Annotated in this window: 13 protein-coding genes; 6 read left to right on the top strand and 7 right to left on the bottom strand. The window is 68.1% G+C overall.

Features of this window, described 5'->3' with window-relative positions:
- Nucleotides 1-43 precede the first annotated feature (43 nt).
- The 3 genes from OE647_RS01605 (at nt 44) to OE647_RS01595 (ending at nt 3,128) form a co-directional block, all read left to right on the top strand.
- Nucleotides 44-679 (top strand): ribonuclease HII, encoded by a 636-nt coding sequence (locus tag OE647_RS01605; RefSeq protein ID WP_263719837.1) that lies wholly within the window; start codon nt 44-46, stop codon nt 677-679.
- A 117-nt stretch (nt 680-796) separates the two neighbouring features.
- Nucleotides 797-1,906, top strand: a complete 1,110-nt coding sequence (locus tag OE647_RS01600) for a site-specific DNA-methyltransferase (protein ID WP_412174917.1) — start codon at nt 797-799, stop codon at nt 1,904-1,906.
- A gap of 148 nt (nt 1,907-2,054) precedes the next feature.
- Nucleotides 2,055-3,128: a class I SAM-dependent methyltransferase gene (locus tag OE647_RS01595; RefSeq protein ID WP_263719835.1), complete on the top strand. Its 1,074-nt coding sequence runs from the start codon at nt 2,055-2,057 to the stop codon at nt 3,126-3,128.
- Nucleotides 3,129-3,138: 10 nt separating this feature from the next.
- Here the strand turns inward: OE647_RS01595 and OE647_RS01590 are convergent, their stop codons facing one another.
- Nucleotides 3,139-4,263: an alkane 1-monooxygenase gene (locus OE647_RS01590; RefSeq protein ID WP_263719833.1), complete on the bottom strand. Its 1,125-nt coding sequence runs from the start codon at nt 4,261-4,263 to the stop codon at nt 3,139-3,141.
- 29 nt (nt 4,264-4,292) lie between these two features.
- Nucleotides 4,293-5,303, bottom strand: a complete 1,011-nt coding sequence (locus tag OE647_RS01585) for an A/G-specific adenine glycosylase (protein ID WP_412174916.1) — start codon at nt 5,301-5,303, stop codon at nt 4,293-4,295.
- Nucleotides 5,304-5,445: 142 nt separating this feature from the next.
- Between OE647_RS01585 and OE647_RS01580 the strand changes: the two genes are divergently transcribed.
- Genes OE647_RS01580 through OE647_RS01570 form a run of 3 tightly spaced genes read left to right on the top strand, consistent with a single transcriptional unit; the run spans nt 5,446 to nt 7,782 of the window.
- Nucleotides 5,446-5,973, top strand: a complete 528-nt coding sequence (locus tag OE647_RS01580; protein WP_263719831.1) for a DUF721 domain-containing protein — start codon at nt 5,446-5,448, stop codon at nt 5,971-5,973.
- A gap of 4 nt (nt 5,974-5,977) precedes the next feature.
- Nucleotides 5,978-6,646, top strand: coding sequence for a DsbA family protein (locus OE647_RS01575; RefSeq protein WP_263719830.1), 669 nt, complete (start codon nt 5,978-5,980; stop codon nt 6,644-6,646).
- 2 nt (nt 6,647-6,648) lie between these two features.
- Complete coding sequence (locus tag OE647_RS01570) at nt 6,649-7,782, top strand: CaiB/BaiF CoA transferase family protein (RefSeq protein ID WP_263719829.1); 1,134 nt, start codon at nt 6,649-6,651, stop codon at nt 7,780-7,782.
- An 18-nt stretch (nt 7,783-7,800) separates the two neighbouring features.
- On the opposite strand, the gene lpxK is transcribed toward OE647_RS01570, so the two are convergent.
- The 5 genes from lpxK to OE647_RS01545 form a co-directional block, all read right to left on the bottom strand.
- The gene (gene lpxK / locus OE647_RS01565) at nt 7,801-8,793 is read right to left on the bottom strand and encodes a tetraacyldisaccharide 4'-kinase (RefSeq protein WP_263719828.1); all 993 of its coding nucleotides are present in this window, start codon (nt 8,791-8,793) and stop codon (nt 7,801-7,803) included.
- On the bottom strand, nt 8,793-10,025 hold the full coding sequence (locus OE647_RS01560) for a 3-deoxy-D-manno-octulosonic acid transferase (RefSeq protein WP_263719827.1): 1,233 nt from the start codon (nt 10,023-10,025) through the stop codon (nt 8,793-8,795). The genes lpxK and OE647_RS01560 overlap by 1 nt, the downstream gene beginning before the upstream one ends.
- A gap of 177 nt (nt 10,026-10,202) precedes the next feature.
- Nucleotides 10,203-11,006, bottom strand: a complete 804-nt coding sequence (locus tag OE647_RS01555; RefSeq protein WP_263719826.1) for a carnitinyl-CoA dehydratase — start codon at nt 11,004-11,006, stop codon at nt 10,203-10,205.
- Nucleotides 11,006-13,003, bottom strand: coding sequence for an acetate--CoA ligase family protein (locus OE647_RS01550; RefSeq protein ID WP_263719825.1), 1,998 nt, complete (start codon nt 13,001-13,003; stop codon nt 11,006-11,008). Before OE647_RS01550 ends, OE647_RS01555 begins: the two co-directional genes overlap by 1 nt.
- Before the next feature lie 260 nt (nt 13,004-13,263).
- Nucleotides 13,264-14,427, bottom strand: a complete 1,164-nt coding sequence (locus OE647_RS01545; RefSeq protein WP_263719824.1) for an acyl-CoA dehydrogenase family protein — start codon at nt 14,425-14,427, stop codon at nt 13,264-13,266.
- Nucleotides 14,428-14,490: the final 63 nt, after the last annotated feature.

The raw sequence follows: 14,490 nt of genomic DNA, 5'->3' as shown, positions 1-14,490 counted from the left end.
GTTTTCCGGTTGCGTCCGCGCCGTGGAACCGCAACTTGGGGCCATGTCGAACAGCCCTGACTTTTCCCATGAGACGGCGGCGCTGGCGCGCGGGTTGGCGCGCATCGCGGGCGTGGACGAGGCCGGGCGCGGCCCGCTCTGCGGCCCGGTCATCGCCGCAGCCGTCCGCCTGGACCCCGAGCGCATCCCCGCCGGCCTGAACGATTCCAAGGCATTGAGCGCGACGCGGCGCGCGTCGCTCTTCGAGGCGCTCCGCGACACTGCCGATGTCGCCTGGGCCGAGGCCAGCGTGGCTGAGATCGACGAGATGAACATCCTGCGCGCCAGCCACCTGGCCATGGTCCGGGCGCTGGAGGCCCTGCCCGGGGGCGCGGATCATGCGCTGATCGACGGAAACCTGATCCCGCGCGGGCTCGCGCTCAGCGCCGAGGCCATCGTCAAGGGCGATGCGCGCAGCCTTTCGATCGCGGCGGCCTCGATCGTGGCGAAGGTGGTGCGCGACCGGATCATGGTGGATTTGGCGCAACAGCACCCCGGCTACGGCTGGGAACGCAACGCCGGATACCCGACAAAGGACCATCTGGCCGCGCTGCGAGATTTAGGGCCAACCCCACACCATAGGCGTTCGTTTAAGCCGGTGCACAATATCTTGTATCAAGAGAAAACAATAACCCCTTGATTCAAAAAAGAATTTGACGGCGAATCGGTCCTGACTCATCTTGAGGACAACACGAACCGGCAGAACAAACCGCCGGGCAACAAACGGCGAAACGCCGAAGATGAGGCAGAGATGACGATGACAAAGGCCAAGGGCGCGCAGTCGGCGCTGCCCCTCAACCAGATCATTGCGGGTGACTGTATCGAAGTGATGCGGTCCCTGCCGGAGGCGAGCGTGGATCTGATCTTCGCCGATCCGCCCTATAATCTCCAGCTTCGCGGCGACCTGCACCGGCCCGACAATTCCAAGGTCGATGCGGTGGACGACCACTGGGACCAGTTCGACAGCTTCAAGGCCTATGACACATTCACCCGCGACTGGCTGGCGGCGGCGCGGCGGCTTTTGAAGCCCAACGGCGCGATCTGGGTCATCGGTTCCTATCACAACGTCTTCCGCATGGGGACGGAGTTGCAGAACCAGGGGTTCTGGATCCTCAACGACGTGGTCTGGCGCAAATCGAACCCGATGCCGAACTTCCGCGGCAAGCGGCTGACCAACGCGCATGAGACCCTGATCTGGGCCTCGAAATCCGAGGGCGGCAAATACACCTTCAACTACGAGGCGCTGAAGGCCCTGAACGAGGGGATTCAGATGCGTTCGGACTGGGTGATCCCGCTCTGCACGGGGGGTGAGCGGCTGAAGGATGAACACGGCGACAAGGCCCATCCGACGCAAAAGCCCGAGGCGCTCCTGCACCGCGTTCTGATCGGCACGACCAATCCGGGCGATGTGGTGCTGGACCCGTTCTTCGGCACCGGCACGACCGGCGCGGTGGCCAAGATGCTGGGCCGCGACTTCATCGGGATCGAGCGTGAGGCCGCCTATCGCGAGGCCGCCGAGAAACGCATCGCCAAGATCCGCAAGTTCGACAAGGAGGCGCTGGAGACCGCGACCTCCAAGCGGGCCGAGCCGCGGGTGCCCTTCGGCCAGGTGGTCGAACGCGGCATGCTGCGCCCGGGGGAGGAGCTTTATTCCCCCCGAGGACGCATCGCCAAGGTCCGCGCCGACGGCACGCTCGTCGGCAATGACGTGAAGGGATCGATCCACCAGGTCGGCGCGCATCTGGAAGGGGCGCCCTCCTGCAACGGCTGGACCTACTGGCACTTCAAGCGCGACGGGCAGCTTGTGCCCATCGACATCCTGCGCCAGCAGATCCGCGCCGAGATGGACAGCACCCAGGCGCACTGACCCCGCCCCGCAGCTTCAAACCTTACCGCCGGTGCCTGTGGCCTGACCCACGGCGCGTGACTGCCCCGCCCGTTCACGGCGGGGCTTTTTTTGCGGCCCAAAACCGGACAGGATGCATTCAGAACCATCCATCGCGGCGAGCGGCGAGATGCACCTTTCGACACGACATCCCGAGGCCCCCCGCGTACTGGAGGCCGAGGCATCGGCCCTCGCCTCGGACCTGGTGGAGCGGCTGATGGCGCCGCCAGTCGGACGGCGCCGCCTGCGATCCGGCATCGACGGATTCGAGACACTGATGACGCGCACGCGCGCCGCCCTGTCCGCCAAGCAGCGCGCTTTAGGCTACGCGCCCCGCGCGCGCGGTAAGGAGGAGGCCGCCGAGACGCAATATTGCAAGGACCTGCGCAAACGGCTTGGCCAGTGGCGGGCGGTGATCGCGGCCCTCCGGCAGATCGAGAAGCGGGCGAACTTCGCCCTGATCCCGGCGGATCGCCCGATCCTCGATCCCCGCGCGGGGATGGAGGAGATCCTGGACATCACCTTCACCCGCGCCCACCGCGCGGTGAACCCTGCGGTCCAGACCAAGGATGCGGCGGCGCATGGTTGTTTTGCGGACATTCCGACGCGGGTGTCCCTGTTTCTGGAAATCGCGCAGCTGGCCTATCGGGTCCTGCTGGCGCGCCGCCACACGGGCCCCGGACGCTTTCTCGACGTGGGCTGCGGCAGCGGGATCAAGGTCGCGCTGGCCACGCAGATCTTCGCGACCGCCGACGGGATCGAATACGATCCGGGCTATGCCGAAAACGCCCGGCGGGCGCTGCCACTTCTGCGCGCCGATCGCGGACGGATCTTCGAGGGCGACGCGCTGGCCTTCGATAGCTACGGCGATTACGACGTGATCTACCTCTACCGGCCGATGCAGAACGACGCGCTGATGCGGCAACTGGAGGAACGGATCCTCGACCAGGCGCGCCCGGGGACGCTTCTGCTTGCCCCCTATGCGATGATCGAGGCGCATTGCCCCCGGATCAGGAAGATCGCGCACTGCGTCTATGCGGTGGGCCTGAGCGCCGCGGAAGTCGAGGGATTGAAACGTCAGACCCTCCGGATCGGCCCTCATATCGTCGCCCCGGACCGGCGGCTGCCGAAGCAGATCGGGTGGCTCGCCCCGCTCTGGGAGGCCTGCGAGGCGAACGGATTCGATCCGGCGCTTTGGGCCTGAGCCACCCGGCTCAGCTCGCCCCCCTGGGCATGGGCAAGCGTCCGGCGTTGTAGTCCGACCAGTCGGCCACACCGGGATAGAACCGGCGCCGCCAGGCGCGCACGCGTGGGTTCATGCGCCGCCGCCAGAGGGGCGGGATCATCGCCAGCGCCGTCATCGCAGGATAGCCCAGCGGCAGTTGCGGTGCCTCCTCCGCGTCGTAGGTCTGCAAGAGCGGAAAGCGGCGGTCCGGCTTGCAATGGTGGTCCGAATGACGCTGAAGGTTGATCAGCATCCAGTTCGACGCTGCGTGATCGGCATTCCAGGAATGATGCGGGCGCACCGGCTCATACCGGCCCTCGCCCAGGTGTTCGCGCGTCAGCCCGTAATGCTCGACGTAGTTCACCAGTTCCAGTTGCCAGACGGCGACAAACGCCTGCCAGAGGAACAGCGCCACCCCCGCCCAGCCGCCGACCAGCCAGGCCAGGATCACCGCCAGCCCCTGCAAGGCCCCGTAGCGCCAGAACGGGTTCGAGGGGTGCCCCATCGTCCGGTTTGCGCGCGCCAGAAGCTGCCGTTCCGCCCGCCAGGCCGATACGGGCCCCATCCGCAGGACACGCGGGAAGAAACGATGGAACCCCTCGTTGTAACGGGCGCTGACCGCGTCGCGCGGGGTGCCGACATAGCGATGGTGGACCAGCAGGTGCTCGGTCCGGAAATGGCTGTAAAGCACCAGCGCCAGAAGCAGGTCGCCCAACCAGCGTTCCACGCGGTTCTTCTGATGCATGAGTTCATGGGCGTAGGTGATCCCGATCGAGCCCGAGATGACGCCGAGCCCGAAGAACAGCCCCAAGCATTCCCAGAAGCCGAGCGTGCCGTGCTGCGTCACCCACCAGATAGATCCGTAGATCGCCGCCGCCTCCAGCGGGAACCAAAGAAGCGTGATCAGCCGGTACCAGAACAGGTCCTTGTCGGGCGCCTGCGGGTCGGGGTTTTCGGCGTTGCGTCCGAAGACCGCGTCAAGAAGCGTGATCCCGACCCAGCCGTAGAGCGGGAGCAAAAGGACCGTCCAGCCGCCCTTGATTGCGCCCAGAGCGGCAAGGGGCAACAGGACAAGCGAGATCCAGAAGGGGAGGGCGGCAGGGCGGCGCGGCATGGCAGAACGTTCCGAATTTTGCGGCCAGCCTAGCCGTCCGCGCCGTCACCCTCAAGCGCGCCCCGCGCGATGTCATGGGCCTTGCGCATGACCGTGGGCAGGTCGGCGGGGCTGAAGCTGTCGCGCGGCACGAAGGTGCCCGTGCCGGCCGCCGCGTCCGGGGCCAGGCGGGCGGCCTGCACCTCCAGCACAAGGTGGAAATGGGTGAAGGTGTGGCGCACCTCGCCCACGCGCCGCCAGTTCCCCGGCGCGGGAGGCGCGGGGTCAAGGGGCGCCTCAGACCATTCTCCGCCGGGCCAGCCCAGCATCCCGCCCAGAAGCCCGCGATCCGGGCGCCGTTCCAAAAGCGCCGCGCCATCGCCGCGAAGGCCGACGAAAGCCGTGCCCCGGCGCGTCGGCTTGACCGGCTTCGGCGCTTTCGCGGGCAGCCGGGCGGCAATCCCGGCAGCCCGCGCGCGGCAGGCCGTGACCAGGGGGCAGATCCCGCAGGCCGGGTTGCGGGGGGTGCAGATCGTGGCCCCCAGATCCATCATCGCCTGCGCGTGGTCGCCCGGCCGCGTCCGGGGCGTCAGCGCGGCCGCATGCGCGGTCAGTTCGGGCTTTGCCGCCGGAAGCGGCGTCTCGACCGCGAAAAGCCGTGCGACGACGCGCTCCACATTGCCATCAACGACAGTTGCCGGTTCATCGAAGGCGATCGCGGCGATGGCAGCCGCGGTGTAGGGGCCGACGCCCGGCAAGGCCCGAAGCGCCGCCGCCGTCTCGGGAAATCGCCCGCCGTGATCGGACACGACCGCCCGCGCGCATTTCAGAAGGTTGCGCGCGCGGGCGTAGTAGCCAAGCCCCGCCCATTCGGCCATGACCTGGCCGTCCTCGGCCGCCGCCAGGTCCCCGACCGTTGGCCAGCGTTCCGTGAAGCGGCGGAAGTAGTCGCGTACCGCCGCGACGGTCGTCTGTTGCAACATGACCTCGGAGAGCCACACGCCATAGGGATCGGGCCTCTGGCCCGACCGACGCGCCTCGGGCCCCACGCGCCAGGGCATCACGCGGGCATTCGCGTCGTACCAGCGCAGAAGCGCCGCGCTCAACTCCTCATCACGCAAGTGTTTGCTCTCCGGTGTCGGGGGCCATGGGCATCGCCCGGTCTTTCGCCTAACATAGAGGGGACATGCCGGAAGGACAGGGATGACGGAAGCACAAAACCGCTCCGACAGACGCCGCCGCGGGTTCGAATCCGCGGGTTTCCTGCTTTCGGGAAAGATCCGCAAGCTGGGCGAGGCGCGCGGCTTCGCCGTCGCCCGGCTCCTGACCCACTGGTCCGAGATCGTGGGCGAGGATCTCGCCGCGATGGCGCTGCCGGTCAAGATCAGCTACCCGCGCGACGGCTTCGGCGCCACGCTGACGGTGCTGACGACCGGCCCCAACGCACCGCTGGTGCAGATGAAGCTGCCCGCGATCCGGGAAAAGGTGAACGCCTGCTACGGCTACAACGCGATTTCCCGCGTCGCCGTCACGCAGACCGCACCGACGGGCTTTGCCGAGGGCCAGGTCGCCTTCGCCCCGGCGCCACGCCAAAGCCCCTCCGCCCCCGATCCGAAATGTTCCGAAGCCGCCCGGTCGATCTCCGCCGGTGTGGGCGACGATGGCCTCAGGGCCGCCCTTGAAGCGCTGGGAGAAAAAGTCTTATCTCGCAGCGGGAAACAGAAAGGCTGATCTCATGTCGAAGAAAATCAAGCTGGCCGCCGTGGTGGCCGCGGGGGTCGTGGCCGGTGGCTGGTGGGCCGCCCAGCCCGAGGCGACCCTTCCGCCGACCCTGTCGATCGCGGCGGACGCCCAGACCGCGACCGAATCCGAGGCCGCGCAAATCCCCGACATGGTCATGGGCCAGGAGGACGCGCCGGTGACGGTGGTCGAATACGCCTCCTTCACCTGCCCCCACTGCCAGCGTTTCCACGAGACGGTCTTTGGCGAGCTGAAGGCGAACTACATCGACACCGGCAAGGTCAAGTTCGTCTACCGCGAGGTCTATTTCGACAAGTTCGGCCTCTGGGCGGCCATGGTCGCCCGCTGCGGCGGCACCGACAAGTACTTCGGCATCTCGGACATCATCTACGACACGCAGAAGGACTGGCTGAAGGCCGAGAACGAGGCCGGAATCGCCGACAACCTGCGCAAGATCGGGCTCAAGGCCGGGATCGCGCCTGATACGCTCGACGCCTGCCTGAACGACAACGACACGGCGCGGGCCATGGTCGCGACCTACCAGGCCAACGCCACGAAGGACGATATCTCCGGCACGCCGAGCTTCATCATTGACGGACAGAAGTACTCAAACATGTCCTATGAGGATTTCGCCCAGATCCTGGACGAAAAGCTCGCGAACTGACCATGACACCACTTTCCGGGCTGAAAGTCGTCGAGCTTGCCCGCATTCTGGCCGGTCCCTGGGCCGGCCAGACCCTTGCGGATCTGGGCGCGGATGTCATCAAGGTGGAAGCGCCGGAGGGGGACGATACCCGCCGCTGGGGCCCCCCCTTCATCGAGCGGGACGGCGACCTCAGCGCCGCCTATTTCCACGCCTGCAACCGCGGAAAGCGCTCGGTCATCGCCGATTTCCGCACCGAGGAAGGGCAGGCCTTCGTCCGCGACCTGGTGCGTGACGCCGACATCGTGATCGAGAACTTCAAAGTGGGCGGCCTGAAGAAATACGGGCTTGATTACGAGGGGCTCCGCGCGGTCAACCCGCGGATCATCTATTGCTCGATCACCGGCTTCGGGCAGGACGGACCCTACGCGGCCCGCGCGGGCTACGACTACATCATCCAGGGCATGGGCGGGCTGATGAGCGTGACCGGCGACCCTGCCGGCCAGCCGCAGAAGGTGGGCGTCGCGGTCTCCGACATCTTCACGGGCGTCTATGCGGCGACCGCGATCCTGGCTGCCGTGCATCAGCGCGCCACGACCGGGGTGGGCCAGCACATCGACATGGCGCTTCTCGACGTGACGGTGTCGATCATGGCCAACCAGGCGATGAACTACCTGGCCACCGGCAAGGCGCCGGGCCGGATCGGCAACGCGCATCAGAACCTGGTGCCCTACGCCGTCTTCGACTGCGCCGACGGCTGGATCATCCTGGCCACCGGCAACGATGCGCAGTACCGGCGGCTTTGCACGATCCTCGGGGTCACGGAACTGGGCGAGGCCCCGGAGTATCGCACCAATGCCGACCGCATCGCCAACCGCGTGACCCTGACGGAGCGCCTGACCGCCCGAACGAAGCAATGGGCCAAGGCCGACCTTCTGGCCGCCTGCGAGGCCGCGGGCGTGCCCGCCGGCCCCATCAATGACCTGTCCGAGGTCTTCGAGGACCCGCAGGTCGTGGCGCGCGGCATGCGGATCGAGCGTGACGGCATCCCCGGCGTCCGCTCCCCCTTCCGATTCTCGGGCGCGGAACTTGCGCTCGACCATCCCTCGCCGAAGCTCGGCGAACATGACGCGCAGGTGAAATCGGGCCGCGACTAGCCGCGCGGCCGGCACCCGTCAGAGGCCGATCGCCGCAAGCCGGCGGTCGATCTCCGACCAGTCGGCGATGTGGAGGCGCACCGGCAGGGTCACGACACCCCGGCGGAAGTCCTCCGGCAGGCGGACGGCGTCCTTTTCGGTGGTGACAAGTTGCAGCCCGCGCGCCAGCGCCTCACCCGCCAGCCGCCGCAGGAGCGGCGGGGTGAAGGGTTGGTGGTCCTCAAGCGCCTCGGCCCGGACAACATCGGCGCCCAGCGCCCGAAGCGTGGCGAAGAATTTCTCCGGATAGCCGATCCCGGCGAAGGCGAGGACGCGCAGCCCGGCCCAATCCATGCCTGTTTCGAGGGGCTGCAAGCTGGCCGTGACGACCGGGCAAGGGATCTCGCCTGCCCAGCGGGCGGCGAAGGCGGCCTGCGTATCGCCATCGCCGATCGACAGGACGAGATCGGCGCGGGCAAGTCCCGCCGGAACCGGCTCCCGCAGCGGGCCCGCAGGCAGGCAAAGGCCGTTGCCGAAGCCCCGTGCCGCGTCCACGACGACAAGGGACAGATCCTTGGCCAAGGCGGGGTTCTGGAACCCGTCGTCCAGCAGGATCGCCTGCGCGCCAGCCCGGACCGCGGCGCGCGCGCCCTCGGCCCGGTCACGCGCGACCCAGGTCGGCACGAAGGCCGAAAGCAGCAGCGGCTCGTCCCCGGTCTGCGCCGCGCTGTGGCGCCGTTCATCTACGCGCACGGGGCCAAGCAGCGTCCCGCCATAGCCGCGGCTGACGACATGCGCCGTGACCCCACGCTCGGCGAGCCGTTGCGCCAGCGCGATGACGGTCGGCGTCTTGCCGGTCCCGCCCGCATTCAGGTTACCGACGCAGATAACCGGCACGCCCACGCGCGCGAAGGGTCCGCGCGCCAGGCGGCGCGCGGTGGCCGCGCCATAAAGCCGTCCCAGGGGCGCCAGCAGGCGCGCCGGCCAGTCCGGGCGCTCCGGCGGGCTGAACCAGAAGGCGCGCGCGGCCATCAGGCGGCCTCCGGTGCGGATGCGGTGCGGGCGGCCAGCGTTTCAAGGATCGCCTGGGTCACCCGCTCCGTGACCTCCGCCCCGCCGGAGGTCACGGCCCAGGCGTTATGCGCCAGAAGCGCCGCGCGATCCGGCGCCATCAGTTCGGCGATCGCCGCCGTCAGGGCCTGCGGCGTGGCGACCGAGCGCGTCGCGCGCGCCTCGGCCAGCCGGGCGTAGGCATCGGGATAGGGCGCAAGATGCGGCCCGTGCACGATCGCCGATCCCAACGCGGCGGGTTCGAACGGGTTGCGCCCAGAACCGCCGGGCAACAGCGTCCCGCCCATGCAGGTCAGCGGCGCGAGACGATACCAGAGCCCCATCTCCCCCTCGGTATCGACGACATAGGCCTGCACCTCCGGATCGGGCTCCTCATCGGCGGAACGCAGCGCGGCCACCCAGCCCTCGCGCGCGAGGCGCTCCACCAGGGCCGGAGCCCGCGCGGCGTTGGCGGGCGCAATGATCAGCAGCATCCGGTGCGCCAGCCGCAGGACATGGGCCTGCGCGGCGATCACCGCCTCCTCCTCCGCCTCGGGGCAGGCGGCGGCGAACCAGACCGGGCGCGCCTGAAGCAGCTCCGCCAGCGCCTCGCGCTCGGCCTCGTTGCAGGTGAGCGGGTCGTTCGATTCTTCGATGCGCCCCGCGATCTCGACCCGGCCAATGGGCGCCCCGCGAAGCCTGAGCCCCCGCGCGCTTCCGGGGTCCTGCACCAGCAGTCGCGCGAAGCGGGACAGGAGAGAGCCGGTCATGCCCCGCTTCAGCCGCTGCCCCAGCGATATCGCCGCCGGGACAGACGCATCGACCAGCACCAGCGGCACCGCGCGGTCATGGGTGGCCACGATCAGCGCCGGCGGCAGGTCCGAGCCCGCGATCACCGCCAGGTCGGGCAGCCAGTGGTCGAGAAAACCGCGCACGTCGGGAAAGGTGTCAGGGGGCAGGACATCGGCGCTGGTTTCCTTCGGGAAGCCCTCAAGCCCCGGCGCGGCGCCTTCCGCGGTGATCAGCAGGCTCGTTCGCGGCTTTTCCCGGGCCAGGCGCTGCGCAAGCTGGCCGAGGCTCGTCAGGGAGGCGCCGTGCCCGGCGTGCAGCCAGATCACCCGTCCCTGAGGCCGCGGCCCGCGCGGGCGCGATACGCCGGGGCGGGCCCGTTTGGCGGCCAGCAGATAGGCCCAAAGCACGATCGAACGACCCATTCCCCGACCTTACGCCCCGTATTCGGTCCGCGCGGCAGGTTCCGGGCCGGAAACGCGCTGAAGGGCCTGGATCATCCCGTTCTCTCCCTGGATCGGTCGTGGGCCAAGGTAGAGCATGCGCCCGCGCGGCTCAAGCAGATGGGGCGGGTGGCAAGGGGACCGCCCGCAACCCGCGTCTTAGCGCCCCTTCCAGATGGGGTCGCGCTTCTCGGCGAAGGCGCGCGCACCCTCAAGCTGGTCCTCGGACGAATAAAGCCGGTCGACCGTCGGCATCTGCCGCTTGGTGATCCGGTTCAGCGCGTCCTGGAAGCGCATGTTCTCGGCCTCGCGCACGACCTCCTTGATCGCGGCGTAGACAAGCGGCGGGCCGCTTTCCAGAAGCCGCGCCAGATCCCAGGCCTTTTGCAGCAGCGCCTCGGGCGTAGTGATCTCCTTCACGATCCCCCACTGCTTGGCCTCCGCCGCGTCGAACCAGCGCCCGGTCAGCAGAAGATCCATCGCGACATGGTAGGGGATGCGCTTGGGCAGCTTGATCGAGGCCGCGTCCGCCACCGTGCCCGACCGGATCTCCGGCAGCGCGAAGGTCGCGTTGTCCGAACAGAGGATCAGGTCCGCCGACAGCGCCAGCTCCAGCCCGCCGCCACAGCAGATCCCGTTGACCGCGGCGATCACCGGCTTGTTGAGGTTCGGAAGCTCCTGCAACCCGCCAAAGCCGCCGACGCCGTAATCGCCATCGACCGCGTCACCGTCCGCCGCCGCCTTAAGGTCCCAGCCGGGGCAAAAGAACTTCTCCCCCTCTGCCCGGATAATCGCCACGCGCAGGCTTTCGTCGTCGCGAAAGTCGCGAAAGGTCAGCCCCATGATCCGGCTGGTCACCAGGTCGATCGCATTGGCCTTGGGCCGGTCAAGCGTGACCTCCAGCACCCCGCCTTCGCGCCGGGTCCGGATCGGCCCCTCCGTCCGCATCTGCATTTCCGCCATCAGATCGCCTCCCTTATCAATGCGTCCACCGCCACCGCGCCGTTTTCCCGGACGAGGATGGGGTTGATCTCGATCTCTTCCAACTCGGGCCGGGCCAGCATCTCCTGCCCCAGGCCCACGGCGATGCGCGCCACCGCCGCCATGTCGGCCTTCGGCCGCCCGCGATAGCCGTCAAGCAACGGCCAAAGGCGCAGCCCCCGCATCGCGGCCAGCACAACGTCCTCGGTCACGGGCAGCACGAGCGTCACCGTATCGGCCAGGACCTCGGCCGTCACGCCACCCAGCCCCAGCGTCAGCGTGACCCCGTAGACCGGGTCGCGGCGCAGGCCCAGCAGGATCTCGGCCCGCGTGTCGGTCACCATCTCTTCGGCGAGGTAGCCGGTCGCGCCCGGCATCTCGGCCTGGCCCTCGACGGTGGCGAGCCCCAACCGGACAGCCCCCGCTTCGGTCTTGTGCGCGAAGCCCAGCCCCTTCAGCGCCAAGGGCGGCCGCAGGCACGCGGCCTTCGCAGTCAGTTCCTCCAGCGTGTTGGCGATGACCCCGCGCGGGATCGCCACCCCGGCACGATCCAGCAGGCGCTTGCCCTCGGCCTCGTCCAGCAACCGCGTCCCGCGCGGCGGCAAGGCCGGCGCCGGGCGCCAGCCAGGCACGCCTGCCGGGGTCGCTGCAGCCTTGATCGCGCCCAGCGCCGTTTCCAGCCCCATCAGCGGGGCCACCCCCTCTGCCATCATCGCGATGGCCCGATCCTCGTCAAAATTCTCGGGCAGCGAGGCGACGGGGAATGCCGGCTTTCCCGTCGTCCGCCCGGCCTCAACGATGGCGTCAAGCGCAGGCTGGAACGAGGTCGGATCGCAGCGGTCAGGCCGCGGCGGATCGATGATGTAGATCCCCGCGTCATACCCTTCGAGCATGGTGGTGAAGACCGCCTCGGTCCGCGGGCCGTCGCCCCAGATGAAGGTGTGGTAGTCGAGCGGATTGGAGATCGTTACGATCGGCCCCAGGATCTCGCCCAGACGCTGGCGCTGCGCCTCGGTCGGGGGTTCGAACGCGTGGCCGAAGGGCGCGGCCAGATCCGCAACCAACCCCGCCTCGCCCCCCGAACAGGAGCAGGAGCAAAGCCGAGGGCCGATCTGCGGTCCATGGACGTGAAAGATCTTGAGCGTCTCGATAAGCTCCGAAAGCGTATCGACCTCGGCCACGCCCGCCTGGCGCAGGAAGGCGGACGACGCAGCACCACCCCCGGCGAGAGACGCGGTATGCGAAGCCGCCGCGCTGCGGGAGGCCTCGGTCTTGCCGGATTTCACGCAAACGATGCCCTTGCCCGCCGCCCGCGCCGCCTCGGCCAGCGCGGCGAAGGCGGGCGCGTCGTCGATCCCCTCCACGTACATGCCGATGGCGGTCACCCGGTCGTCGCCCAGCAACGCCCCGGCAAGCTCCGCGAGCCCGATCTGCGCGGCATTGCCCAGACAGGCCACATAGGCGACCGGCAGGCCCCGCGCCTGCATCGTCAGGTTGATCACGATGTTCGAGGACTGCGACAAGAGCGCGACGCCGCGCTCGACCCGCCGCCCGCCATGCTGGTCCGGCCAGAGCAACGCCCCGTCCAGGTAATTGATGACGCCATAGCAATTGGGTCCAAGGATCGGCATGTCACCGGCAGCAGCAACCAGGCGATCCTGAAGTTCCGGCTCCCCGGCTTCTGTCCATCCGGAGGCGAAGCAGATCGCGCCCCCCGCCCCACGTGCCTCCAGTTCGGTCACGACCTCGACCGTGGCATGACGATTAACGCCGATGAAGGTCGCGTCGGGCGCTTCCGGTAGCTCGGCGATGGAGGGATAGGCCCTGAGCCCGCCGATTTCCGCCTTGGTCGGGTGTATCGGCCAGACCGGCCCCTCGAACCCCATCTTGCGGCACTGATCGATGACGTTCACCGCCCAGCCAGCACCCAGGACAGCGATATGGCGCGGACGCAGAAGCCGCGACAGATCCCGCCTCATGCCCGGCCCCCCGCCCCTGGGCAGACGCCGGGGGCTCTGCCCCCGGACCCCCGGGATATTTTCGAAAAGAAGAAAGCAGAAACGCTCCGCCCCGACAGGAACGGAGCGCCTTCTCCTTTTACGGTCATCGGCGTCCCCGCCTGTACCGTGCTCTCAGGATGCGCCATGTAGATTAACATTTTCTTGCTTCTTCTTTTTTCAAGTATCCTCGGGGGGAGCTCCGGGCTTGCCCGGAGCCGGGGGGCAGACAGCCCCCCGCGTCAGGCGCCGAAGGGACGCAGCAGTTCCCGGCTGATGATATGGCGCTGAATCTCGGAGGTGCCTTCCCAGATCCGCTCGACGCGCGCGTCGCGCCAGATCCGCTCAAGGGGCAATTCATCCATGAGGCCCATGCCGCCATGGATCTGGATCGCCTCGTCCGCGATATGCGCCAGGACCTCGGTCGCCTTCAGCTTGGCCATCGACATATCGGACTCGGTCACGGTGCCTTGATCGTATTTCCAGGCGGCTTCCCGCGTCAGCAGTTCCGCGGCCTTCAGTTCCATTGCCATGTCGGCGAGCTTGAACGATATGCCCTGGAACTTGCCGATCTTCTGGCCGAACTGTTCGCGTTCGGCCGCATAGGAAACCGCGTGCCCCAGCGCCCGCTCGGCGCGGCCGAGGCAGGTCGAGGCGACCTGGAGCCGAGTGGCGCCAAGCCAGCTGTTGGCGACCTCAAACCCCTTGTGCACCTCGCCCAGGATCTGGCGCTTGTTGAGGCGGCAGTCGTCGAACTCAAGTACCGCATTGGTGTAGCCGCGGTGGGAAACGTTGCGGTAGCCATCGCGCACCGTGAAACCCTTGGTGCCCTTGTCGACGAAGAAGGCGGTGATCTTCTTCTTGGGCCCGCGCGGGGTCATTTCCTCTCCGGTCGCCATGAAGACGATCGAGAAGCCCGCGATGTCGGCGTGGCTGATGAAATGCTTGGTGCCGTTCAGGATCCAGTCGTCGCCGTCCTGCCGGGCAGAGGCCTTCATGCCGCGCAGGTCGGATCCCGCGCCGGGCTCGGTCATCGCCAGGCAGTCCCAGGTTTCCCCCCGGATACAGGGATAGAGGTACTGCTCCCGCTGTTCGTCGTTGCCCGCCAGAAGGATGTTCGAGGGGCGCGCCACGCAGGTCCAGTGGAGCGCGTAGTTCGCCCGGCCCAGTTCCTTTTCGTAAAGCAGCCAGGTGAGCGTATCGAGCCCCGCGCCACCCACCTCTTCGGGCATGTTGGCGGCATAAAGCCCCGCAGCCATCGCCTTGGCCTGGATCTCCTTGATCAGTTCCATCGGCAGGTGGCCGGTCCGCTCGACCGTCATCTCGTGCGGGTAGAGCTCATTCTCCACGAAGGCACGCGTGGTATCGACGATCATCTGCTGTTCTTCGGTCAGGCCGAAATGCATGGGAGGTCCTTCCGGGATGGGGTGCTGGGCCCATCGCTATCAGGGATTGCGGGCCATTTTCGT

Source organism: Albidovulum sediminicola, from assembly GCF_025751575.1.
GTDB classification, from domain to species: Bacteria; Pseudomonadota; Alphaproteobacteria; order Rhodobacterales; family Rhodobacteraceae; genus Albidovulum; species Albidovulum sediminicola.
Note: the sequence above shows the minus strand (reverse complement) of the source record. Positions and strands in the feature narration are given on the sequence as shown.